This is a genomic window from Aeromonas cavernicola (genome assembly GCF_002795305.1).
GTDB classification, from domain to species: Bacteria; Pseudomonadota; Gammaproteobacteria; order Enterobacterales; family Aeromonadaceae; genus Aeromonas; species Aeromonas cavernicola.
Map to the genome: position 1 here is coordinate 16,621 of NZ_PGGC01000102.1, position 23,253 is coordinate 39,873.

Genomic DNA, 23,253 nt, shown 5'->3' on the forward strand with positions numbered 1-23,253 from the left:
GGCTATTTCATGTTGCTGTTAATTGATAACTACGACTCGTTTACTTGGAATCTGGTGCAATATTTTGGCGCATTAGGGCAAGAGGTCGTGGTGAAGCGTAATGATGAACTGACATTAGCCAGCATTGAGCAACTGTCCCCCGATTATTTGGTGGTATCCCCAGGCCCTTGCACGCCCAATGAGGCCGGCATTTCCTTGGCTGCGATCAGCCATTTTGCTGGTCGTTTACCGATATTAGGGGTCTGCCTTGGCCATCAATCAGTCGCGCAAGCATTTGGTGGGCGAGTAGTGCGAGCTCGGCAGGTGATGCATGGCAAGTTATCGCAGATCCGTCATCGACATGGCGGCGTTTTTCGTGGCCTCAATGATCCACTGCGCGTTACGCGTTACCACTCGTTGATTGTGGAGCGCGAGACCTTGCCCGACTGTTTTGAAATCACCGCTTGGAGTGAGCATGACGATGGCACCATCGATGAGATCATGGGGCTACGTCACATCCATTTGAATATCGAGGGCGTACAGTTTCACCCAGAAAGTATTCTCAGTGAGCAAGGCCATCAACTATTAGCAAACTTTTTGGTTAAGCCCTGAATGAAGCCTATTTGGTCGGGCAATCCCCTTGAGTAGATAAAAATATTTTCTTGATAGTTTATTCATCTTCCTGCCAGTTCAAATTATCTCTTGCCAATATCCCCTGAGCCGTTATGCAATGAGGTTGCCTAAAACCGCATAGGCAACCGGAGATTGTGCCTTATGGCGGCTTTCTTTACAGACAATTTACTTTTTAATTGTGATAATGCCGATGTGTTTACACGGATTTAACTAATGGGTGGTGAATTATTCTGCTGCCAGATTCAAGGAGCTCAATATGTCAGAGTTGTTAGCCGTAACCCGTGACCTGTTTGATGATGTGATGGTGCCCAATTACGCGCCCGCCAAGATGATTCCGGTGCGGGGAGAGGGATCACGGGTATGGGATCAAACAGGACGCGAGTATATCGACTTTGCGGGCGGCATCGCCGTCAATGGTTTGGGTCATTGTCACCCCAAGCTGGTGGAGGTACTCAAAGCCCAAGGCGAGACGCTGTGGCACCTTTCTAACGTGATGACCAATGAGCCAGCCCTGCGTTTGGCGAAAAAGCTGGTCGCTGCCACCTTTGCCGACAAGGTCTATTTCTGTAACTCTGGTGCGGAAGCTAACGAAGCGGCCCTTAAGCTCGCTCGCCGTTACGCCATCGAACAATTTGGTGAGCATAAAACCCAGATCATCGCCTTCCATCAGGGGTTTCACGGCCGCACCTTCTTTACGGTGAGCGTGGGTGGTCAGGCCATTTACTCCGATGGTTTTGGCCCTAAGCCGGGCGATATTCTCCATGTGCCTTACAACGATCTGGCTGCACTGGCTGAGGTGATCTCTGATAAAACCTGTGCCGTGGTGATGGAGCCCCTGCAAGGGGAGGGCGGGATTATTCGCGCCACCGATGCGTTTGCCAACGGGGTGCGCGCGCTGTGCGATAAGCACAATGCCCTGCTCATCTATGACGAAGTGCAGTCTGGAGTGGGCCGTACTGGGGCGCTCTATGCCTACCAAGGGCTTGGCGTCACGCCAGATATCCTCACCAGTGCCAAGGCGCTGGGTGGTGGTTTCCCCATTGGTGCCATGTTGACGACCAGTGCGATTGCTGCCCATTTTAAAGTCGGCACCCACGGCTCGACGTATGGCGGTAACCCGTTGGCGTGTGCGGTGGCAGAGGCCGTGCTGGATGTGATCAATACCCCAGAGGTGCTCGCTGGGGTGAAACAGCGCGAGCAGCTGTTTCGGGATGGGCTGGCGGCGATCAATGCCAAGTACCACTGTTTTGCCGAGATCCGGGGACAGGGGCTGCTGCTTGGGGCCGCACTGAATGATGATTATCAGGGCCGTTCTCGCGATTTTTCACTCGCCGCGATCGAGCAGGGTCTGATGGTGCTCGTGGCGGGGACCAATGTGGTGCGTTTCGCTCCTTCATTAGTGATCCCAGAGGCTGACATCAAAGAAGGGTTGGCTCGTTTTGAGCAAGCGGTTGCTCAGGTAGTGCAAGGCTGATCTTTATTGAGGTGGGGAGCCATCTTGGCAGGCGCCAAGCCCCCACCTGTCGTCATAGAAAGGGAGATGTCATCTATGTTGGTCATCCGTCCTATCGAGCAAAAAGATTTTGCGGGGTTAAAGCTTTGCGCGATTGAATCAGGTACTGGTATGACGTCGCTGCCAGTGAACGACAACCTGCTCCAGCGTAAGATTGATGCGTCAACCCAGACCTTTTCTGACAAACCCGCAGGCAAAGGCGATTGCCTCTATTTCTTTGTTGCCGAAGATCTCGACAGTGGTGAGATGGTCGGCACTTGCGCCATTGATGCGGCGGTGGGGCTATCTCAGCCGTTTTACCACTATCACCTTGGTAAGGTGGTGCACTCCTCTCCCAAGCTTGGCATCTATAACGTTGTTGAAACCCTGACCCTCTCCAATGACTACACCGGTAACACCGAGCTGTGTACCCTGTTTTTGCGAGAATGTGCCCGCCAAGGGCTCAATGGTCGTCTGCTCTCCAAACATCGCTTCCTTTTTATGGCCGAGCATCCTGAGCTGTTTGCGCAAACCGTGTTTGCCGAGATGCGCGGCGTCTCTGATAGCAATGGCCACAGCCCTTTCTACGAATGGCTCCAAAAGCACTTCTTCTCGATGGATTTTCCCACCGTCGATTACCTCACCGGGATTGGCAAGAAGCGTTTTATTGCCGAGCTGATGCCCAAGCACCCCATTTACGTCAATTTGCTGAGTAGCGAAGCGCGCGCCGTGATTGGCCAGACCCATGAAAAAACGCGGCCAGCCATCAAGATGTTGCAGGATGAGGGGTTTGTCAGTCGTGGTTACGTCGATATTTTTGATGCGGGCCCGACCATTGAGTGCGATATAAAAAATATCCGCAGCGTACGCCGTAGTTTGAAATTACGGGTCGTGGTGGGGGAGCCGATCGGCGGAAAAACCCACCTGATGTGTAATACCCGTTTTGAACACTATCGCGCCTGTTACGGCAATATTCGGGTCGATCTCGACAAGCACGAAGCGATCATCCCGCCCAAGATGGCGGCAGCACTCAAGGTGCAAGATGGTGACATGGTGCGTACCGTCGAGCTCGATTAAGTGGGTCGTGTGCGGCGACACACTGACCACATGGCATAGGCGTCGGTGGGGTGGCCACCGCAGCATCACAGGGAGTGAAGGATGAGCCAGTTAGTGCAGTCTTTAGGGCAATCGTTAGTGCAATGTATCAACGGTCTGTGGCTTGCCGGTGAAGGCAAGCAGTTCGAGTCACGGGATCCGGCCAAAAACGAGGTGATTTGGCAGGGGGCTGCCGCCAGCGCGGCGCAAGTGGATGCCGCCGTCAAGGCAGCCCGCGCTGCTTTCTACCTCTGGGCGGACATGAGCCTTGCGGATCGTCTGGCCATCGTGCGTCGTTATGCCGACCTGCTCGGCGAGCAAATCGATGTGCTGGCGCTCACCATCGCCCGCGAAACCGGCAAACCGCTGTGGGAGACCCGCACCGAGGTGGCGGCGATGCAGGGCAAGGTTGCCATCTCGATTCGGGCCCATGACGAGCGCACCGGCACCGTGGAAAATACCATGCCGGGCGCCAAGGCGTTTGTCCGCCACAAACCCCACGGCGTGGTGGCGGTGTTCGGCCCTTACAACTTCCCGGGCCATCTGCCCAACGGCCATATCGTCCCGGCGCTGATCGCCGGTAACACCGTGGTGTTCAAACCCTCCGAGCTGACCCCCATGGTAGCCGAGGCCATGGTCAAGATATGGCAGCAAGCTGGGTTGCCCAACGGGGTACTCACTCTGCTGCAAGGGGAGGTGGAGACCGGCAAGGCGTTGGCTGGCAATCCCGCTATCGACGGCCTGTTCTTCACCGGCTCCTCCCGCACCGGTCATCTGCTTCATCAGCAGTTTGCCGGCCAGCCGGGCAAAATCCTGGCGCTGGAGATGGGCGGCAACAACCCGCTGATCGTCAAGGATGTGAGCAACATCGACGGCGCGGTGCATGCCATTATCCAGTCGGCCTTCATCACTTCCGGTCAGCGCTGTACTTGCTCCCGCCGTCTGTTTGTCGAGCGCGGCGAGCGGGGCGATGAGCTGGTCAAGCGACTGGTCGAGGTGGTCAGCCAGATTAAGGTCGGTTATTACGACGACGTGGATCAGCCCTTTATGGGCTCGATGATAAGCGAGCAGGCGGCGCGAACCATGGTCGAGGCACAAGCCAATCTGCAACAGCTGGCTGGCGAGAGCCTGCTGGTGCTTGAGCACCTGAAAGCGGGCACCGGCTTGGTCTCGCCGGGTATCATCGACGTGACTGCCGTCAGTGCCCTGCCGGACGAAGAGTACTTCGGCCCGCTGCTGCAACTGATTCGTTACGACGATTTCGATGCCGCCATCGAGCAGGCCAATGCCACCCGTTATGGTCTCTCAGCGGGTCTGCTGGGTGACAAGGAGGCGGACTGGCACCACTTCTTTAAGCGGATCCGTGCTGGCATCGTTAATTGGAACAAGCCCATCACCGGCGCCTCCAGTGCCGCGCCGTTTGGGGGGATCGGCGCCTCCGGTAACCACAGAGCGAGCGCCTACTACGCCGCTGACTACTGCGCCTATCCGGTGGCTTCTGTTGAAGAGAGCAACGCCGCCATGCCGGAGCAGCTGTCTCCTGGCTTGACGTTTTAAGAGCAAATGGGGATGCCAATGTAGCAGAGATGGCTTAACGCCGCCGACTACTGTGTCATATCCCCGGTGGCTTCCGTTGAAGAGAGCAAAGCGGCTATGCCGGATCAGCTGTCGCCCGGCCTGCGCTTCTAATAACAACAGGGGCACCCAGCGGTGCCCCCATCTGTACCCACAATCAAAGGAAAGAGAGATGCAAAAGGATATCGACACCCTGTTCAGTCATCTGTGGGACAACTACCTCCAGGTGACCCCAAGCGCCGCCAAGGTGCACACTCTGCTGGGCGGTGGCGAGCCCATCGTCAACGATCACGTGGCGTTTCGCACCTACAATCTGCCCACGCTGGGATTAGATAAGCTGGCTGGCCACTTTCTGGCGCTCGGTTACGAGCAGAAAGGCGAGTATCTGTTCAAGGCTAAGAAGCTCTATGCCCAGCATTTCGAGCACCAAGATCCGGACGCACCCAAGGTGTTTATCAGCGAGCTGAAGGTCGACGAGCTCTCTGCAGGGGCTCAGGCCATCATCCGCAAGCTGGCCGAGCAGGTCCCTGAGCATCTGACCGATACCCCTGCATTTCTCTACGCAGGTGCCCCTTGGCAGGCCTCTTACGCTGACTACCAGACCCTGCTAGCGGAGAGTGAATACGCCGCGTGGGTGGCGGCGTGGGGTTATCGAGCCAACCACTTCACGGTGAATATCAACACATTGCCGAATTTCGATACCCTGCACCAAGTCAACGCGGCGCTGAAGGCGGCGGGGTTCGTGCTTAACAGTGCGGGCGGTGAGGTAAAGGGAGACCCGCAAGTGATGTTGGAGCAATCAGCCACCATGGCCGATCGGGCTGAGGTGGTGTTCAGTGATGGGGTATACCCCATTCCTAGCTGTTTTTATGAGTTTGCGTTGCGTTACCCTCAGCCTGATGGCGCACTCTATTCAGGGTTTGTCGAAGCGTCGGCTGATAAAATTTTTGAGTCAACCAACGCGCGCTAATGGCGGTTGTCTGGGCGGCGGTGCGGCACCGAGCCAAGCAGAAGTGTGATTTGAGCCTCTTTTGTCTCCATTTCAAGGTGATCCCGTTGCCAAGCACAGCTAAAGTGGATTTTTCATTACGGAGCACACCCATGGCGACTTATCACTTTTTCAAGCACGAGGGCATCTTGACCTACCTTGATACCAGCCTGCCCAGCTACAGCGGCGAGCGCCAGCAACTGCTGGATCAGGGCTTTGTTGCCCTGACCAATCCGATTAAGGCACAGACGCCGAGTCAGGCGCTGGGGTTACTGCGTAGTGAAGGCGAGTTTCAGCAAGAGTTAGGTGAGCACAGCAAGTTTGAGCTGGCCACCTCTGTGCCTATCGCGCTTGCTGGTCTACTGGGCTGACCGCCAACACGTTAAGCACGCAACAGACAAAGAAAGGGGCCTAATGAATAGGCCCCTTTCTATTGCTGAGGGTCTGACTGATGTGCTGACTCAAAGGATCGGCTGCAAGTGGCCTTCAGTGGCCAGCATGGTGGCCATGCCACTGGCTTTGCCGGCTTGAATACCAATCTGGGTATCTTCAAATACCAAGCAGTTAGCAGGAGTGGCTCCTAGTTGCTCGGCCACCTTGAGGAAGGTATCAGGATGAGGTTTGTGGTTAGTCACATCGTCGGCCGTGATCACCACCGAGATATACGCATCAAGACCGGTACTTTTTAAGATCAGCTCAGCTTGCTGACGGGGCGAACCAGTGCCGATCCCCATCGCGACCTTGCCGTGATAGCGTTTGACGAGATCCCACATGTTAGGGAAGACCTTCACGCGGCTAATGTTCTCCATGTAAAGGGCGATTTTACGCTGGGTGAACGCTTCCACATCGATAGTCAGACCATGCTGACTGGCGATCATCGGTACGATTTTGCGAGTCGGGATCCCGCCATATTCGTTGATCTCTGCCCGATCAAAAGGCAGGCCAAACTCAGCACTGGTCTGCTGCCACGCATCCAGATGCAGAGGCATAGAGTCCACCAAGGTGCCATCCATATCAAAAATCAGGGCATCATATCTCTCGAATTGGAACTGCTCGAACATGGGTCTACTTCCTTTGGCCAACAGGGGGAAAAGGGCCACCATACCAGAATGAAAGCGGCGATGCCGCTTCGTTTCGCTGGAGAGGGAGGGATGATAGTCAGCAAGGCCACTGAGTCGCTAACAAGATGTATTCGTTTGAGTTTTATCGTGGTTCACGGGTGGTTTTATGATGGGTTTGCGCGGGCCTTGTGGGTATAATTTCCACCTTCACGAGCTTTGATGGAACCATCGCAATGAGTCATGTTGTCCCTCCACCGGTGTTGGATATGGAGTATCCCTTTCCGGTTAAGCCTACCCCCTTAACGGCGCAACAGCAGACGGCGTTAGTGGCAGAGATCACCACCCTGCTTGAGGCGCGCCAAGCGGTATTAGTAGCTCATTACTATACCGATCCCGTGATCCAAGCCTTAGCTGAGGCAACCGGTGGATTTGTGGGTGACTCCCTCGAAATGGCCCGTTTTGGCCGCGATCAGCCGGCCGACACATTGATCGTGGCGGGGGTCCGCTTTATGGGGGAAACCGCCAAGATCTTAAGCCCGCACAAACAGATCCTGATGCCAACCTTAGGGGCCGAGTGTTCCCTCGATTTAGGCTGTCCGGCTGATCAATTTTCAGCATTTTGCGATGCTAACCCCGACCACGTGGTGGTGGTGTATGCCAATACCTCTGCGGCCGTCAAGGCGCGCGCTGATTGGGTGGTGACCTCCAGTATTGCGCTTGAGGTTGTCGAGCATCTCGATAGCCTTGGTCAGAAGATCATCTGGGCCCCAGATCGCCATTTGGGGGATTACATCGAGAAAAAAACCGGTGCCCAGATGCTGCGTTGGCAAGGGCACTGTATTGTCCATGACGAATTTAAAGCCCGGGCCCTTGATGAGCTGAAAACCCAGCATCCTGACGCCGCTGTGTTGGTGCACCCTGAGTCACCTGCGGCGGTGATTGCGTTGGCGGATGCGGTGGGCTCTACCAGTCAATTGATCAAAGCCGCCAAAGCGCTACCCCAGCGCAAACTAATCGTGGCAACGGATCGCGGCATTTTTTACAAAATGCAGCAGGCTTGCCCAGATAAAGAGATGGTGGCCGCCCCAACAGGCGGGGAGGGTGCCACCTGTCGCAGCTGTGCCCACTGCCCGTGGATGGCGATGAATGGCTTGATGTCCGTCAAAGCGGCGCTGACCGAGCCTGCGGCCCACCATGAGATCGAGGTTGCAGAGCCGCTGCGGCTACGTGCCTTGATCCCGCTTGAGCGAATGCTGCACTTTGCCGCCAGCCTTAACACCCGATAAGCAGATGAGCAACGTTCTGCTCGACACATAGTGCCACCATCATGCCGCTTGGGATGGGGCCGCAGTGATGGGCTACACATGCAACAAGGGGGAGGCGATAGCCTCCCCCTTGTTGTTGACGAGCGGGTTAGCGCACTGACCGTCAGATAAACGGCCGTCGCTGAGGTCGCCGGGTTAGTCGTCGATAGCCCGCAGCAGGGCGTTGATGCCGACTTTAGTGCGGGTCTTAGCATCGACCTTTTTGACGATAACTGCAGCATAGAGGCTGTACTTACCGCACTTGGAGGGCAGCGAGCCTGACACCACTACCGAGCCCGCCGGTACGCGACCATAGTGGATCTCGCCGGTTTCACGGTCATAGATACGGGTCGATTGACCGATGAAGACGCCCATGGAGATCACCGAGCCCTCTTCGACGATCACCCCTTCTACCACTTCGGAGCGGGCGCCGATAAAGCAGTTGTCTTCAATGATGGTCGGGTTGGCCTGCAGTGGCTCCAGCACGCCGCCGATGCCGACACCGCCAGAGAGGTGGACGTTTTTGCCGATCTGGGCACAGGAACCCACGGTGGCCCAGGTATCGACCATGGTGCCTTCGTCAACGTAAGCGCCGATATTGACATAAGAGGGCATCAGCACCGTGTTGGGCGCAATGAACGACCCTTTACGGGCGGTCGCTGGCGGCACTACCCGTACCCCTGCGGCTTTGAACTGCTCTTCGGTGTAGTTGGCGAACTTGAGGGGAACCTTGTCGTAATACTGGGCATCGTCCCCTTTGATGATGCCGTTATCGTTAATACGAAACGAGAGCAGTACCGCTTTTTTCAGCCACTGATGGACGATCCACTCACCGGCGATTTTCTCGGCCACTCGTACCGTGCCTGCATCTAGCAGCTCGATGACTTGCAAAATGGCAGACTTGGTGACGCTATCCACTGTGCTTGGGGTGATGGTGTCGCGGCGCTCGAAGGCCGTCTCAATGATTTTTTGCAACTCGATCATGACAGGTTTCCTTTAAAAAATGGGGTTTGTTGTATCACACTTTTCTGGTGCTTTTTAAGGGGAAGCGTAGATTTCTTCCCGCTAGTGGTTATTTTGTCCATTTTTCTCACTCAACCTATTGTTTGGCATAGAGAAAAAGGTGTTAGGGTGGTTTCTTTTGAGTCAAGATTAACTCACTCGGGCGCAGCGGGTGGCGGGTTGAGTTGACTGACCAACCGCGCTTCCAGTTGTTGTTGTTGCTCGAGTGTCAGCGGGTCACCGTTGAGGCTGGTTAGGCTGAAAAAGTCTTCCACTCGCTCGCCAAAGGTGGCGATCTTCGCGGCATGCAGTGACAAGCCACATTGCTGAAACACCGCGCCGATGCGCGCCAGGAGACCTGGGGTATCGAGGGCAGTGAGCTCCATCAGGGTGTGGCGATTTTCCCCTTTGTGAGGGAGAAAGACCACCCGAGTCGGTACGTTAAACTGGCGATGACGCCGTGACAGCGGCTTGCTGCGTAGCACCAGCTTACTGGGCGTTTGCAACGCGCTTTCTAGTGCTTGCTTGATGGCGGTGGTGCGGTTAGGGCTAATGGGCTCTCCGCTCGGTTCAAGGACCACGAAGGTATCGAGCACATAGTTGCTGCGCGAGTTCATGATTTGGGCATCGTGGATAGTGAGGTTTTTCTGATCCAAGGTCGCAGCAACGGTCGCAAACAGGTTCGGTGTATCACGGCAGTAGATAAACACCTCGCTGCCACCGCGAGTGGGTTGTTTACCGATGATGACCAAAGGGGCTGGGGTGTCTGCGTGTTCAATAATTTTGCGGCAGTGCCAAGCAATCTGTTCGGGGCTATGGCGCAGGAAATAGTCGGCTTTAAAGTCGCTCCATAGTTGGTTAATTGCCTCTTCTGATACATCCCGCTGGGCGAGCAGCTGCTTCGCTTGACGCTGGTTCTCTCTGATCCGCAGTCGCACGTCAGGTGGGTTTTCCAGCCCTTGGCGCAGGGCCTTTTGGGTGGCGAAATAGAGCTCTCGCAGCAGGGTCCCCTTCCAGTCATTCCATAAGGTGTCATTAGTGGCACAAATATCGGCGACGGTGAGGCAATAGAGCAGATCGAGGTGCTGCTCATCACGCACCTTTTGGGCAAATTCGGTCACGACATCGGGATCATAAATGTCGCGGCGCTGGGCGGTTACTGACATCAGCAGGTGGTGGCGCACCAGCCAAGCGACTAACCGACTTTCATAGCGGTCAAGGTCATGTAGCTGGCAGAACTCCAGCGCATCGACGGCGCCCAGCTCGGAGTGATCGCCGCGCCGCCCTTTGGCAATATCGTGAAACAGGGCGGCGATGCTCAGTAGCTCTGGCTTACGTAGCCGAGTGAACACCTCGTAGCAGAGAGGGTGGCTCTGGCGGCTGGCGGCGTTGGGGAAGCGGTGAAGATTTTTCAGTAGCCGGTGGGTGTGCTCATCGACGGTATAGGCATGGAACATATCAAATTGCATCTGGCCGACAATCAGATTCCATTGCGGCAGATAGGCAGCCAAGATCCCATATTTGTGCATCAGGGTGAGCGGCAGTCCAATCCCGTCTGGATGGCGTAACAGCGCCATAAACAGACGCCGACACTCGGGTAAATCTTGCAGCCAGCAGTTGAGCTTACGCCGCGCCTCGCGCAGTTGACGCAAGGTGGCGGAGTGGATACCTACTATGTCGGCATGTTGGGCCATCTGGTAGAAAAGGCGCAAAATGGCGGCGGGCTCGCGGCCAAACAGTTCGGAATCCACCGCATCGATGAGGCGGCCGCGCAGCTGGAACTCGTCGGAGAGACGGCGCACATCCATGGCACTGTTGCCGAGGATCGCCTCATCAAACAGTTGCAGCAGCATCTCGTTGAGTTCAGCGACCCGCCGCACCGTTTGATAAAAACGCTTCATCATCTGCTCGACAGGGGCATGTCCTTGGCCCTCAAACCCCAGCATCTGGGCCACGGTGCGTTGGCGATCAAACAGCAGGCGATTGTCGCCCTTGTTGATGGCGATGTGCAGGGCAAAGCGGACTTTCCAGAGAAAGTTTTGGCTGTCGAGCAGTTCGCGATACTCGGCGCGGTTGAGAAAACCATGGCTGGTCATTTCAAACAGGGTGGTAGCGCCAAAGTGGCGGCGTGCCACCCACGTTAGGGTTTGGATATCACGCAGGCCACCAGGGTTGCTTTTGATATCAGGCTCTAGTTTGTAGGCGGTGCCGAGAAACTGTTGATGGCGCAGTGCTTGCTCGTGGCGTTTGGCACGAAAGAACGCTTCGCTTGGCCAGAAATGGGCTGGGTTGGTGGCGGCTTGGAGTTGCAAAAAACCTGCTCGACGGCCGGTGATATAGCGAGCCTCAATCAGGTTAGTGGCTACCGTGATATCGGCCTTGCCTTGCTCAATGCACTCCGCCACGTTGCGCACCGCCTGACCTATCTCCAGTTTGAGATCCCACAACAGCGCAATAAATTCGCCAATGCGCAGCCCCAACACCTCATCTAGCTCCTCCCCTTCATAGAGCAACAGCAGGTCAATATCCGAGTGAGGGTGGAGTTCGCCCCGGCCATAGCCGCCAACGGCGATCAGGGTCAGGTCGGTGCTATCTAAGCCAAAATGTTGCCAAAGCCTGGTCAGCAGTTGGTCCATATAGCCACTGCGGGTGGTGACGAGCTCGATGATGTTATCGCCAGCGTCAAAACGAGCGTGTAGCCAGCTAAGAAAGCGGCTCAGGTGTGCCCTGCAGTTCTCGCGAGTGAGTTGATCATCGGGCAGCTGGTGAGGGGAAAGCAGGCTGGCGTCCATGGCATCTCATGCTGTTGTGGGGTGTGTTGGTATTCACACCATGATGGGGATGTCAGAAAAATAAACCCCAGCACTATGCTGGGGTTAATGCGTTAACTGTGCTTGATCACTCGGTCGATGGTGTCATCGGGGCGCAGCGTCAGCACTTCGCAGCCATCCTCAGTGACGAGCAGGGTGTGCTCCCACTGGGCGGAGTCGCCGCCATCCTTGGTGGTCACGGTCCAGCCATCTTTGGGATTGACTTTACAGTGATACTTTTTGCTGTTGACCATGGGTTCGATGGTAAAGCACATGCCTGCTTTGAGTTCCAGTTTCCCACTGTTGCGGTAGTGGAGGATCTGCGGCTCTTCATGGAACTGGGCACCAATGCCGTGGCCGCAGTAGTCGCGCACCACCGAAAATCCCGCTTGCTCGACGATGGGCTGGATCACCGCGCCGACCTCCGTAATACACAGGCCAGGACGCACACGCTTAATCGCCGCGTAGAGGCTCTCTTGTGCCACTTTGCAAAGTTGACGACGCAGTGGCGTGGTCGTACCCACGATAAACATGGCGGAGGTGTCGCCATGGTAGCCGTCCTTGATCACCGTGATGTCGAGGTTGACGATGTCTCCTTCCCGTAGCTTTTTATGATTGGGGATGCCATGGCAGATCACCTCATTGACCGAGGTGCAGATGGACTTGGGAAACCCGTGGTAGTTCAGCGGGGCTGGAACCGCTTGCTGCACTTCGACGATGTAGTTGTGACAGAGGGTGTTGAGCTCATCAGTGGTGACGCCAGCATTGACATGGGGCGCAATCATGACCAGCACATCGGCGGCCAATTGACCTGCGATGCGCATCTTTTCAATTTCTTCCGGCGTTTTGATTTGAATCGACATGGGATCTCTCGTGCGGCCTGATAGCCTAGCAGTGATAGGGAGCAGCAATCAGGTAATGAAAATAGATGCGTCTGTAATCAGGCCGAAATTTTATCTGCAACCCCCGCTTACTTCCAGCGTGATTGTTATTGCGAGATTAAATGAGGTGAGGTGGTGGTTAACGATGTGCGCCTCTGGCGTTATTTCCTGCTGCCATCGGTGGTGTCCTTGGCAAAGTTATGGTATAAAGCGCGCCGGAATGGAGGAGGAGACTTCTTTATTTCATCACCCTAACTCATAACACACACACATCGACACATATGCCGGGGTGCCTTAACGGGTCGGTTATATGGGATGTGTGGAGGCCTAACCCCATACAGAGGTATAAAATGGCTAAAGTTTCTATGCGCGACATGCTGCAAGCCGGCGTTCACTTCGGTCACCAGACTCGTTACTGGAACCCGAAAATGAAATCCTACATCTTCGGTGCCCGTAGCAAGGTTCACATCATCAACTTGGAAAAAACCGTTCCGATGTTTGACGATGCCATGAACTTCATCAGCTCCGTAGCTGCCAAGAAAGGTAAGGTGCTGTTCGTTGGTACCAAGCGTGCCGCGTCTGAAGCCGTAAAAGATGCCGCTGAGCGTTGCGACCAGTTCTATGTAAACCACCGCTGGCTGGGCGGTATGCTGACCAACTGGAAAACCGTTCGTCAGTCTATCAAGCGCCTGAAAGATCTGGAAACCCAGAGCCAAGACGGTACCTTCGACAAGCTGACCAAGAAAGAGGCGCTGATGCGTACTCGCGAAATGGAAAAGCTGGAGAAGAGCCTGGGTGGTATCAAGAACATGGGCGGCCTGCCTGACGTTCTGTTCGTTGTCGATGCCGACCACGAGCACATCGCTATCAAAGAAGCCAATAACTTGGGTATCCCGGTCGTTTCCATCGTTGATACCAACTCCAACCCGGACGGCGTTGACTATGTCATCCCGGGTAACGACGATGCTATCCGTGCTGTGAACCTGTACCTGAACGCAGCTGCTGACACCGTACTGGAAGCTCGCGAGCAGGACATCGTAGTTCAAGCTGAACAAGATGGCTTCGTTGAAGCTGAGTAATTGATAAGGACTGTAAAGCCCTTATTAACCAAGCTGATGTAATTGGTTAGCAGGGGCCCTTGTGGCCCCTGTTTCTTGTCAATTCAAGACCGAGGATACTGAACATGGCTAACGTTACTGCCGCCCTGGTAAAAGAACTGCGCGAGCGCACTGCCGCTGGCATGATGGATTGCAAAAAAGCACTGGAAGAAGCTGCTGGTGATATCGAGCTGGCAATTGAGAATATGCGCAAATCCGGTCAGGCCAAAGCCGCCAAGAAAGCGGGCCGTATCGCCGCTGAAGGCGTTATTTTTGCTCGCACCGAAGGCAACGTTGCTGCCATGATCGAGCTCAATAGTGAGACCGACTTCGTCGCCAAAGATGCCAGCTTTATGGCAATGGGCCAGAAGATCGCTGACATTGCAGCTACTCAGAAGATTGCTGACATCGACGCCCTCAAAGCGGCAGATTTCGGCAATGGCGAGTCTATCGAGCTGACCGTCACCAACTTGATCGCTAAGATCGGTGAAAACATGAACCTGCGTCGCGTGATGCTGGTTGAAGGTGACAACCTAGGCACCTACGTGCACGGTTCCCGCATTGGTGTTATCACCAAGCTGACGGGTGGTTCTGCCGATCTGGCCAAAGATCTGGCCATGCACGTTGCTGCTAACAGCCCGCAATTCGTCAAGCCAGAAGACGTGTCTGCTGAAGTTGTTGCCAAAGAGCGTGAAATTCAGATCGATATCGCCATCAACTCCGGTAAGCCGAAAGATATCGCCGAGAAGATGGTTGAAGGCCGCATGAAGAAGTTCACCGGTGAGGTTTCCCTGACTGGTCAGCCGTTCGTGAAAGATCCTTCCATGACCGTTGCCGAGCTGCTGAAGAAAGAAGGCGCTGACGTTGTCTCCTTCACCCGTTTCGAAGTGGGCGAAGGCATCGAGAAGCAAGAGACCGATTTCGCTGCTGAAGTTGCAGCCCAAATCGCGGCCGCTCAGAAGGCCTAATCGAACCGGTTTTTCCGTTTCCCCAGACCGCGACTTATGTCGCGGTCTTTATATGACCAGGAATCAGTGACATGAGTACCAATCCCAAGCCTGCATACAGACGTGTTCTTCTGAAATTAAGTGGTGAAGCCCTGCAAGGAACCGAGGGGTTTGGCATTGACCCTGCGGTGCTCGATCGGATGGCCCAAGAGATCAAGGAACTGGTTGAGCTGGGGGTTCAGGTCGGGTTGGTCATCGGTGGTGGTAACTTGTTTCGTGGGGCTGGCCTTGCCAAAGCGGGCATGAACCGCGTGGTGGGCGATCACATGGGCATGCTGGCGACGGTGATGAACGGTCTGGCCATGCGTGATGCGTTGCATCGTGCTTATGTGAATGCTCGTCTGATGTCGGCTATCTCCTTGCAGGGGATCTGTGATTCCTATGTGTGGGCTGAGGCCATCAGCCAGTTGCGTGCTGGTAAAGTCGTTATTTTCTCTGCTGGCACCGGCAATCCTTTCTTTACGACCGATTCTGCCGCGTGTTTGCGTGGGATCGAAATTGAAGCTGATGTGGTGTTGAAGGCGACCAAGGTTGACGGGGTGTTTACCGACGATCCGGTTAAGAACCCTGATGCGGTGCTGTGCCAAGAGCTCAGTTACGAGGAAGTGCTTGAAAAAGAACTCAAAGTGATGGATCTTGCTGCCTTTACTCTGGCCCGCGACCACGATCTGCCAATCCGCGTATTTAACATGAACAAGCCAGGTGCACTGCGCCGCGTCATCATGGGCGAGCCGGAAGGCACTCTGATCCACCACGTCAGTAAATAAGATTGATATGGGCCGTGTAACGGCTCCTTTGCTAAAAGGAAAACCACTGTGATCAACGAGATTAAAAACGACGCCAAAGAGCGCATGGGTAAGAGTGTCGAAGCGCTCAAGACTCAAATGTCCAAGATCCGTACTGGCCGTGCTCATCCCAGCTTGCTCGATGGTATCCAAGTTGAATATTACGGCGCCGCTACCCCGCTCAAGCAGCTCGCTAACGTGGTGGCTGAAGATGCGCGTACCCTCTCTATCTCTATTTTCGATCGTTCGATGATCCAGGCAGTAGAAAAGGCGATCCTCACTTCTGATCTGGGATTGAACCCGTCAAGTAATGGCCAGACCCTGCGGGTACCACTGCCACCGCTGACCGAAGAGCGTCGCCGTGACCTGACCAAGATTGTGCGTGGTGAAGCAGAGAACGCCCGTGTTGCGGTACGTAACATTCGTCGTGATGCGAATGCCGACCTAAAAGCGTTGCTCAAAGAAAAAGAGATCTCTGAAGATGACGATCGTCGCGCCCAAGAAGAGATTCAGAAGCTGACCGACGCCTACGTCAAGCTGGTCGATGAGGCCCTTGCCGGCAAGGAAAAGGAGCTAATGGAAATCTAAGCGTCTGAAAGGTATATTACGAGCGCCGTGTAGTGCCCCTGCACGGCGTTTTTGTCTTTGTGGGAGAAAACCATGTCGCTGTTGGCTACGTTGGGTGATTGTGCCAACTCATCTTTGCCCCGTCACGTCGCCATTATCATGGATGGCAACGGGCGTTGGGCCCAAAATCGCGGCAAGCTGCGAGTCTACGGACATAAGGCTGGCGTCAAATCGGTTCGTGAAGCCGTTACCTTTGCAGCTCGGGCCAAGATTGAAGCGCTGACGCTGTTTGCCTTCTCCAGCGAAAACTGGCGTCGTCCAGAAGGGGAAGTGAATGCCCTGATGGAACTTTTCATGACAGTGCTAGGCCGAGAAGTGGGCAAACTTCACCGAAATGGGATCCGGCTGCGAGTTATCGGTGATACTGCGCGCTTTAGTGAACGTTTGCAGGCCAAGATTGCCAAGGCGGAGGCGCTGACTGCCGATAATCAGGGGCTGACCCTTAATATTGCTGCCAACTATGGCGGTCAGTGGGATATCACCCAGGCGGCGCGTAAGCTGGCTCATGCGGTGGCACGTGGTGAGTTAGATGCTGAGCAGGTCGATGAGGCGATGTTAGAGCGTTACCTCTGCATGGCTGATTTACCCCCGGTGGACCTGTTAATCCGAACGGGTGGCGATCACCGGATCAGTAATTTTGTGCTGTGGCAGCTCGCTTATGCGGAGCTCTACTTTACCCCGGTATTGTGGCCCGATTTCAACGAGGCTGAGTTCAGTGAGGCTGTCGCCTCGTTCGTTGCCCGAGAGCGTCGCTTCGGTTGCACGGGTGAACAGATACGGGAACTTATCGCCGAGCAGCAGATCGGCTAAACCCCGCTCCCAAGAGAGAGGTTTCTTTTGCTAAAACAACGAATTATTACTGCTTTGATGTTGATCCCCTTAGTGCTTGGGGCGCTTTTTTTTCTACCACTGAAGTTTTTTGCCTTGTTGGCTGCGTTAATTTTTCTGTTAGCCAGCCGCGAGTGGGGGGGATTTGTTGCTACCGGTTCGTCGCAGTGGCTGCCCTTAGGGTTTTGTCTGTTGCTTGGCGCAAGCCTGTTAGGGTTGCCGGTCGATCAACTCTGGACGCCCCATCTGCACCCCATCGTCATCGGCGTGCTCTGGTGTGCGGTTAGCTGGTGGTTACTCGGTCTGCTATTAGTACTGCGTTATCCTCGCAGCGCTGAGCTATGGCGATCTTCCACTTGGCTTAAGTCGCTGTTTGGGCTGGTCACCTTGGTCCCTTTTTTCTGGTCACTGGTAGCGATCCGTGGCTACAACTTTTATCACGATCCCATGATGGGGGCTTGGATCCTGTTGTTCGTGATGGGCCTTGTGTGGGCGGCCGATTCAGGCGCCTATTTTTTCGGCAAGGCATTCGGTAAACGCAAGTTGGCGCCCGCCGTCAGTCCTGGCAAAACTATCGAAGGGATGTGTGGTGGCCTCTTTACCGCCAGCCTGCTGGCCATCGGCGTGACCTGGTCAATGGGATTTGTGCCAGCCAAGATGTTCACCGTGCTGTTCTGCTCCCTGTTAGCGGTATTGGCCTCGGTGCTGGGTGATCTGACCGAGAGCATGTTCAAGCGCGAAGCGGGCATTAAGGACTCTGGGAACCTGCTACCAGGCCATGGCGGTATTCTTGATCGGATCGACAGTCTCACCGCTGCGCTGCCGGTATTTCTGCTCAGCTATCTGCTACTGAGTCAGGAGTTGTGATGCAGCAATCACTGGTTATTCTGGGGGCCTCCGGCTCCATCGGTCAGAGTACCTTGAAAGTGCTGCGCCATAACCCAAGCAGTTGGCACGTCTTGGCGTTGACCGCTGCCCGCAACGTGGATGCCATGTTGCGGGACTGTCTTGAATTTTCCCCCCGTTTTGCGGTGATGGTCGATGAGGATGCCGCCCGAGCCTTGGCTGCGGGTCTCAAAACCCACGGCAGTGCGACCCAAGTCATGGCGGGCGTGGACGCCCTGTGCGATGTGGCCGCCCATCCCGATGCCCATAGCGTGATGGCCGCCATCGTGGGGGCGGCCGGTCTGGCCCCGACCATGGCCGCGGTACGTGCGGGCAAGCGTATCTTGCTGGCCAACAAGGAGGCATTGGTGATGTCCGGTGCTTTCTTCATGGAGGCCGTGCGCGAGCATGGTGCCGAACTGCTGCCCATCGACAGTGAACACAATGCTATTTTTCAGTGTCTGCCGACCGAGGTACAGCGTCAGCCCGGTTTTTGCGATCTGGCTGCCGCAGGGGTCAGCAAGATTTTGCTGACCGGTTCCGGCGGCCCGTTTCGTTACACCGAGATCAGTGAGTTGGGCAAGGTGACTCCTGCACAGGCCATTGCTCATCCCAACTGGTCGATGGGGGCCAAGATTTCGGTCGACTCTGCCACCATGATCAACAAGGGATTGGAGTATATCGAGGCGCGTTGGCTGTTCAACGCCGCCCCCGAGCAGATCCAGGTAGTGATCCATCCGCAGTCAGTGATCCACTCCATGGTGCAGTACAAGGATGGCTCAGTGTTAGCCCAATTGGGTAATCCTGACATGTGTACTCCTATTGCTCATGCACTGGCATACCCCGCCCGAATCTCTTCTAGTGTGGAACCATTGGACTTTTTCACTGTCGGAGAATTCAGCTTCATTCGACCCGATTATGCGCGTTATCCCAATTTGGCACTGGCTATCAATGCGTGCCAACAAGGGCAAGCTGCCACGACCGCGCTGAATGCGGCTAATGAAGAGGCCGTGGCTGCTTTTTTAAGCACTCGGATCGGTTTTATGGATATTTCTAGGATTAATGAAGCCGTGATGTTGGCATTTGAAAGCAGTGCTGTGGGATCGTTAGACGATTTGCTGGTGTTGGATGAGATGGCCAGAGAGCGTGCTCACCACCTGATTAAGGAGCTCGGCTGATGGGCGGTGTGTTGTGGAATATGGGCGCCTTTATTGTTGCGCTTGGGTTGTTAGTGGCGGTACATGAGTTCGGTCATTTCTGGGTTGCCCGTCGCTGTGGTGTGCGGGTTGAACGTTTTTCTATCGGTTTTGGCAAAGCGCTCTGGCGCAAAATGGGCAAAGATGGCACCGAATATGTGCTGGCACTGATCCCCCTCGGTGGTTACGTCAAGATGCTTGACGGTCGAGTCGATGAACTCAAGCCCGGTGACGAGCAGTATGCTTTTAATCACAAAAGTGTCTGGGCGCGGATGGCAATTGTGGCGGCAGGCCCCATGGCCAATTTTGTGTTCGCCCTGTTTGCCCTTTGGTTGATGTTTATCATCGGGGTGCCCAGCGTCAAACCCGTAATAGGTGAGGTGCGTCCTGCCTCCATCGTTGCCGCAGCGGGGATTACCCCAGGCATGGAGATTGTGGGGGTGGGTAACCAAGAGACCGGTGATTGGGAAAGTGTGACTTACGCTCTCATTAGTCATTTGGGCGACAGTTCCGTCACCCTCACACTAAAAACGCCGCACACCAGCTATGTCACCGACAAAGAGCTATCGCTACAGAGTTGGGTCTTTGATCCAGATAAACAGTCGCCGATAGCTAGCCTTGGTATTATTCCGCTCGGGAACAAAGCGTTGCCAGTGGTCTCTGCGGTGGTTGCCAATAGTGCTAGTGAGCGGGCCGGCGTCTTGGTTGGCGATAAAATCCTCACCCTAGCAGGGCAGAGCATCACTGAGTGGCAGCAATTTGTTGAACGAGTGCAACAGGCTCCTGGTGAAACGCTGCTGCTTGAGGTGGCACGTGATGGACAGACATTGTCCTTAACATTGACGCCTGATGAGAAAACGGTTCAAGGCAAACAGGTTGGCTTTGTTGGTTTATCACCGGAGTTAGTTCCATTACCGGATGAATATCGAATTCTGTTACAGTATGGGCCTTTCCAAGCGCTGTGGCAGGCTGCCCAGAAGAGTTGGAGCCTGATCACTCTGACCTTTGATATGATCGGTAAGCTGATAGGCGGCATTGTTTCACTAGACAACCTAAGTGGGCCCATCTCGATTGCTAAAGGAGCGGGTAGCAGTGCTGATTATGGGTTGGTCTATTTCTTGAGTTTTCTGGCACTGATCAGTGTCAATTTGGGGATCATCAATTTGTTTCCTCTTCCGGTACTTGATGGTGGCCATCTCGTTTATTTCTGCATCGAAGCGGTCAGAGGTAAACCAGTATCGGAAAAAGTACAGGAAGTCGGTTTCAGGATTGGTGCAGCCATTCTGATGTTATTGATGGGTATTGCGTTGTTTAACGATTTCGCTCGCCTTTGAGGCAAGAGCATCAACAAGGACACATAAGAACAAAATGGCTGTTAACAAAGCATTGGTATTGAGTTGCCTGCTGGGTGCCAGTTTCTTGGCCCAAGCGGCCCCTGCCTCTTTTGTGGTGCAAGATATTCAGGTCGACGGATTACAACGGGTGACATTGGGTGCCGCGTTGTTGAATCTGCCGATCCGTGTCGGTGATACGGTTGATACGGTGAGCTTGGCGAGCGCCATCAAAAAGCTCTACTCGTCTGGCAACTTCGAGGATGTAAAAGTCTATCGCGATGGCCAAATACTGCAGGTCATGGTCAAGGAGCGCCCGACTATCTCCAGCATTGAGTTTGCTGGCAACAAGGATATAAAAGAAGAGCAGCTGACCCAAAGTCTCGACTCTTCTGGTATCCGTGTAGGCGATCCCTTAGATCGTACCGTGTTGAGCTCCCTAGAGAAGGGATTAGAAGATTTCTACTATGGCGTGGGTAAATACTCGGCCAAAGTCAAAGCGATTGTTACGCCATTACCACGTAATCGGGTTGACCTGAAGTTCACCTTCGTTGAAGGTCAGGCAGCCAAAATCCAGCAGATTAATATTGTCGGTAACAGTGTCTTCCCTGAAGAGAAGCTGATCGCCCAACTCTCTCTGCGCGATGAAGTGCCATGGTGGAACTTCACCGCTGATCAGCGTTATCAAAAGCAGAAACTGGCCGGTGATATCGAGACCCTGCGCTCCTACTACATGGATCGTGGCTATATTCGCTTTCAGCAAGAGTCCACTCAAGTTTCGATGACCCCAGATAAAAAGGGTGTCTATGTGACTCTCAACATCAAAGAAGGGGAGCGATACAAGGTCTCTGGGATTCAGGTTAAGGGCGATCTTATCGACCGTGGTAGTGAGATGAGAGAGCTTATCCCCATCAAAGCTGGTACAACCTACTCCGCGAGCCAGGTGACTCATACCGAAGAGGTACTATCTAAATTCCTCGGTCGCTATGGCTATGCCTATCCGAAAGTGGTGACCTTCCCGCAAATTAATGATGAGAGCAAAGAAGTAGAGTTGATTGTGAATATCGAGCCCGGTCCACGGGTTTATGTTCGTAACATTAACTTTAGCGGCAACGTGACCACGGAAGATGAAGTGCTGCGCCGTGAAATGCGCCAAATGGAGGGGACTTGGCTCTCTTCTGATAACGTAGCGCAATCAAAAGATCGCCTTAATCGCCTTGGATATTTCGAGTCCGCAGAAGTTGAGACCAAGCGGGTGCCGGGCAGTGATGACTTAGTAGATCTTGATTTTAAAGTCAAAGAGCAGCCAGCCGGTTCCATTAATGCGGGTATTGGTTATGGCACTGAGTCAGGTCTTAGTCTTCAAGCGGGCATCTCTCAAGATAACTTCATGGGTACGGGTAAGAAAGTCGCTATTAGTGCCAGTACCAATGACTACTCCAAGAATATTGACCTCAGTTACAACGATCCCTATTTCACCGTTGATGGGATCAGTTTGGGTGGCCGGGTTTACTACAACCAATTCCGTGCTGACGATGCTGATATTGTGTCCTATGAAAATGAGACGGTAGGCTTCCGGCTTTCTAGTGGTTTTCCAGTCAATGAATACAATCGACTGGATTTCAGTACTGGCATCGAGAGTACCAAGCTGAGTCGCCCCACGTTTAATGCAAACAGCTACCAACAGTGTCTAAAAGACAATGAAACAAATTCTTCATTTTGCTGGGATCAATGGAATGACAGTCGCCAGTCCGCCCAATTGGATGAGTTCTGGAACCTCTACTCACAAGATGGCGCTAACTTAGACTTCGTGACCGTTGACCTGACGGCAAGTTGGACTCGATCAACCCTTAATAAGGGCATGTTCCCCACTGCCGGCGACCGTCAGCGCCTCAATGCCAAGGTGACCATCCCAGGTATGGAGCTGCAGTATTACAAGCTCTCTGCTGAAGATGCTCATTACTACCCACTGGATGCAGATCACAACTGGGTCATGATTGGTAAGGGCCGTGTCTCTTACGGCACTGGGTATGGTGATAACACCATGCTGCCCTTCTTTGAGAATTACTATGCTGGTGGTTTCGATACGGTGCGGGGCTTTAAGAGCAACACCATTGGTCCCAAGGCTATTTATGCTACCTATAACAAGCCTCCTCAGGATTGTGTTGGCGATGCATGTATTCCGAGTAAAACAGGCTACTACGAAGGCTCTGACACCTCTGTTGGTGGTAACGCCTTGGCGGTCGCCTCCTTCGAGCTGGTCTTCCCTACTCCGTTTGTCTCTGAGACCTATCGCCCACAGATCCGTACCACCGCATTTATCGATGCAGGTAGCGTCTGGAGTACCGAGTTCGCTAATGGTAACTATGCTTGTGCAAGTGGTTCTAACTGCAATTACTTGAGCCAAGATTACTCAGATCCTGCCAATGTTCGTGTGTCAGCGGGGGTTTCACTGCAGTGGCTATCACCGATGGGGCCGCTCGTCTTTGCCTTGGCTAAACCCATTAAAGAATACGAGGGCGACCGAACCGAGTTCTTCTCATTTAATATCGGGCGTACGTTCTAATCCGTTTTCTCCGACTCACTTAGTGGGGAAGGGAATGATGGGGGCTTAGGGTGCCCCCACACAGTAACAAGACGGCAATCACGCCGTTTACTTAGTCGCGTAAATCAGGTA

At 54.3% G+C, this 23,253-nt stretch carries 20 protein-coding genes; 16 read left to right on the plus strand and 4 right to left on the minus strand.

Annotated elements, in window-relative coordinates; genetic code table 11:
• Positions 1 to 9 precede the first annotated feature (9 nt).
• The 6 genes from CUC53_RS12075 to CUC53_RS12100 all read left to right on the plus strand — a co-directional run bounded on the left by CUC53_RS12075 (position 10) and on the right by CUC53_RS12100 (position 6,133).
• Positions 10 to 591 (plus strand): aminodeoxychorismate synthase component II, encoded by a 582-nt coding sequence (locus CUC53_RS12075; RefSeq protein ID WP_100294397.1) that lies wholly within the window; start codon positions 10 to 12, stop codon positions 589 to 591.
• A 277-nt stretch (positions 592 to 868) separates the two neighbouring features.
• Complete coding sequence (locus CUC53_RS12080; RefSeq protein ID WP_100294398.1) at positions 869 to 2,086, plus strand: aspartate aminotransferase family protein; 1,218 nt, start codon at positions 869 to 871, stop codon at positions 2,084 to 2,086.
• Positions 2,087 to 2,161: 75 nt separating this feature from the next.
• Positions 2,162 to 3,181: an arginine N-succinyltransferase gene (astA, locus tag CUC53_RS12085; protein WP_100294399.1), complete on the plus strand. Its 1,020-nt coding sequence runs from the start codon at positions 2,162 to 2,164 to the stop codon at positions 3,179 to 3,181.
• A gap of 81 nt (positions 3,182 to 3,262) precedes the next feature.
• Complete coding sequence (gene astD / locus CUC53_RS12090) at positions 3,263 to 4,756, plus strand: succinylglutamate-semialdehyde dehydrogenase (RefSeq protein ID WP_100294400.1); 1,494 nt, start codon at positions 3,263 to 3,265, stop codon at positions 4,754 to 4,756.
• Positions 4,757 to 4,946: 190 nt separating this feature from the next.
• Positions 4,947 to 5,744, plus strand: a complete 798-nt coding sequence (locus tag CUC53_RS12095) for a DUF1338 domain-containing protein (RefSeq protein WP_100294401.1) — start codon at positions 4,947 to 4,949, stop codon at positions 5,742 to 5,744.
• A 131-nt stretch (positions 5,745 to 5,875) separates the two neighbouring features.
• Positions 5,876 to 6,133 (plus strand): hypothetical protein, encoded by a 258-nt coding sequence (locus CUC53_RS12100; RefSeq protein ID WP_100294402.1) that lies wholly within the window; start codon positions 5,876 to 5,878, stop codon positions 6,131 to 6,133.
• A 90-nt stretch (positions 6,134 to 6,223) separates the two neighbouring features.
• Here the strand turns inward: CUC53_RS12100 and CUC53_RS12105 are convergent, their stop codons facing one another.
• On the minus strand, positions 6,224 to 6,823 hold the full coding sequence (locus CUC53_RS12105) for an HAD family hydrolase (RefSeq protein WP_100294403.1): 600 nt from the start codon (positions 6,821 to 6,823) through the stop codon (positions 6,224 to 6,226).
• A 233-nt stretch (positions 6,824 to 7,056) separates the two neighbouring features.
• Between CUC53_RS12105 and nadA the strand changes: the two genes are divergently transcribed.
• Positions 7,057 to 8,109, plus strand: coding sequence for a quinolinate synthase NadA (gene nadA, locus CUC53_RS12110; RefSeq protein WP_167386750.1), 1,053 nt, complete (start codon positions 7,057 to 7,059; stop codon positions 8,107 to 8,109).
• Between the two features lie 174 nt (positions 8,110 to 8,283).
• Here the strand turns inward: nadA and dapD are convergent, their stop codons facing one another.
• The 3 genes from dapD to map form a co-directional block, all read right to left on the minus strand.
• Positions 8,284 to 9,111 carry a 2,3,4,5-tetrahydropyridine-2,6-dicarboxylate N-succinyltransferase gene (gene dapD, locus CUC53_RS12115; RefSeq protein WP_100294405.1) on the minus strand — a complete coding sequence of 276 codons (828 nt, stop codon included), beginning with the start codon at positions 9,109 to 9,111 and terminating at the stop codon, positions 8,284 to 8,286.
• 173 nt (positions 9,112 to 9,284) lie between these two features.
• Positions 9,285 to 11,921: a bifunctional uridylyltransferase/uridylyl-removing protein GlnD gene (gene glnD / locus CUC53_RS12120; RefSeq protein ID WP_100294406.1), complete on the minus strand. Its 2,637-nt coding sequence runs from the start codon at positions 11,919 to 11,921 to the stop codon at positions 9,285 to 9,287.
• Positions 11,922 to 12,013: 92 nt separating this feature from the next.
• On the minus strand, positions 12,014 to 12,802 hold the full coding sequence (gene map / locus CUC53_RS12125) for a type I methionyl aminopeptidase (RefSeq protein WP_100294407.1): 789 nt from the start codon (positions 12,800 to 12,802) through the stop codon (positions 12,014 to 12,016).
• A gap of 368 nt (positions 12,803 to 13,170) precedes the next feature.
• Between map and rpsB the strand changes: the two genes are divergently transcribed.
• The 9 genes from rpsB (at position 13,171) to bamA (ending at position 23,142) form a co-directional block, all read left to right on the plus strand.
• Positions 13,171 to 13,899, plus strand: a complete 729-nt coding sequence (gene rpsB, locus CUC53_RS12130; protein ID WP_100294408.1) for a 30S ribosomal protein S2 — start codon at positions 13,171 to 13,173, stop codon at positions 13,897 to 13,899.
• A 104-nt stretch (positions 13,900 to 14,003) separates the two neighbouring features.
• Positions 14,004 to 14,885: a translation elongation factor Ts gene (gene tsf, locus CUC53_RS12135; protein ID WP_100294409.1), complete on the plus strand. Its 882-nt coding sequence runs from the start codon at positions 14,004 to 14,006 to the stop codon at positions 14,883 to 14,885.
• Between the two features lie 71 nt (positions 14,886 to 14,956).
• Positions 14,957 to 15,691 (plus strand): UMP kinase, encoded by a 735-nt coding sequence (pyrH, locus tag CUC53_RS12140; protein WP_100294410.1) that lies wholly within the window; start codon positions 14,957 to 14,959, stop codon positions 15,689 to 15,691.
• A 48-nt stretch (positions 15,692 to 15,739) separates the two neighbouring features.
• Positions 15,740 to 16,297 carry a ribosome recycling factor gene (gene frr, locus CUC53_RS12145; protein WP_100294411.1) on the plus strand — a complete coding sequence of 186 codons (558 nt, stop codon included), beginning with the start codon at positions 15,740 to 15,742 and terminating at the stop codon, positions 16,295 to 16,297.
• Between the two features lie 72 nt (positions 16,298 to 16,369).
• Positions 16,370 to 17,146, plus strand: coding sequence for a polyprenyl diphosphate synthase (gene uppS / locus CUC53_RS12150; protein ID WP_100294412.1), 777 nt, complete (start codon positions 16,370 to 16,372; stop codon positions 17,144 to 17,146).
• 27 nt (positions 17,147 to 17,173) lie between these two features.
• A complete protein-coding gene (locus CUC53_RS12155; RefSeq protein ID WP_100294413.1) occupies positions 17,174 to 18,031 on the plus strand; it encodes a phosphatidate cytidylyltransferase in 858 nt (285 codons plus the stop codon).
• Positions 18,031 to 19,227 (plus strand): 1-deoxy-D-xylulose-5-phosphate reductoisomerase, encoded by a 1,197-nt coding sequence (gene ispC / locus CUC53_RS12160; RefSeq protein ID WP_100294414.1) that lies wholly within the window; start codon positions 18,031 to 18,033, stop codon positions 19,225 to 19,227. Before CUC53_RS12155 ends, ispC begins: the two co-directional genes overlap by 1 nt.
• On the plus strand, positions 19,227 to 20,579 hold the full coding sequence (gene rseP, locus CUC53_RS12165) for a sigma E protease regulator RseP (protein WP_100294415.1): 1,353 nt from the start codon (positions 19,227 to 19,229) through the stop codon (positions 20,577 to 20,579). Before ispC ends, rseP begins: the two co-directional genes overlap by 1 nt.
• 34 nt (positions 20,580 to 20,613) lie before the next feature.
• The gene (gene bamA / locus CUC53_RS12170) at positions 20,614 to 23,142 is read left to right on the plus strand and encodes an outer membrane protein assembly factor BamA (RefSeq protein ID WP_100294416.1); all 2,529 of its coding nucleotides are present in this window, start codon (positions 20,614 to 20,616) and stop codon (positions 23,140 to 23,142) included.
• Positions 23,143 to 23,253: the final 111 nt, after the last annotated feature.

Coding starts and splice junctions, on each gene's coding strand:
- CUC53_RS12075 (WP_100294397.1), top strand. CDS start 10: ATGTTGCTGTTAATTGATAACTACGACTCGTTTACTTGGAATCTGGTG.
- CUC53_RS12080 (WP_100294398.1), top strand. CDS start 869: ATGTCAGAGTTGTTAGCCGTAACCCGTGACCTGTTTGATGATGTGATG.
- astA (WP_100294399.1), top strand. CDS start 2,162: ATGTTGGTCATCCGTCCTATCGAGCAAAAAGATTTTGCGGGGTTAAAG.
- astD (WP_100294400.1), top strand. CDS start 3,263: ATGAGCCAGTTAGTGCAGTCTTTAGGGCAATCGTTAGTGCAATGTATC.
- CUC53_RS12095 (WP_100294401.1), top strand. CDS start 4,947: ATGCAAAAGGATATCGACACCCTGTTCAGTCATCTGTGGGACAACTAC.
- CUC53_RS12100 (WP_100294402.1), top strand. CDS start 5,876: ATGGCGACTTATCACTTTTTCAAGCACGAGGGCATCTTGACCTACCTT.
- CUC53_RS12105 (WP_100294403.1), bottom strand. CDS start 6,823: ATGTTCGAGCAGTTCCAATTCGAGAGATATGATGCCCTGATTTTTGAT.
- nadA (WP_167386750.1), top strand. CDS start 7,057: ATGAGTCATGTTGTCCCTCCACCGGTGTTGGATATGGAGTATCCCTTT.
- dapD (WP_100294405.1), bottom strand. CDS start 9,111: ATGATCGAGTTGCAAAAAATCATTGAGACGGCCTTCGAGCGCCGCGAC.
- glnD (WP_100294406.1), bottom strand. CDS start 11,921: ATGGACGCCAGCCTGCTTTCCCCTCACCAGCTGCCCGATGATCAACTC.
- map (WP_100294407.1), bottom strand. CDS start 12,802: ATGTCGATTCAAATCAAAACGCCGGAAGAAATTGAAAAGATGCGCATC.
- rpsB (WP_100294408.1), top strand. CDS start 13,171: ATGGCTAAAGTTTCTATGCGCGACATGCTGCAAGCCGGCGTTCACTTC.
- tsf (WP_100294409.1), top strand. CDS start 14,004: ATGGCTAACGTTACTGCCGCCCTGGTAAAAGAACTGCGCGAGCGCACT.
- pyrH (WP_100294410.1), top strand. CDS start 14,957: ATGAGTACCAATCCCAAGCCTGCATACAGACGTGTTCTTCTGAAATTA.
- uppS (WP_100294412.1), top strand. CDS start 16,370: ATGTCGCTGTTGGCTACGTTGGGTGATTGTGCCAACTCATCTTTGCCC.
- ispC (WP_100294414.1), top strand. CDS start 18,031: ATGCAGCAATCACTGGTTATTCTGGGGGCCTCCGGCTCCATCGGTCAG.
- rseP (WP_100294415.1), top strand. CDS start 19,227: ATGGGCGGTGTGTTGTGGAATATGGGCGCCTTTATTGTTGCGCTTGGG.
- bamA (WP_100294416.1), top strand. CDS start 20,614: ATGGCTGTTAACAAAGCATTGGTATTGAGTTGCCTGCTGGGTGCCAGT.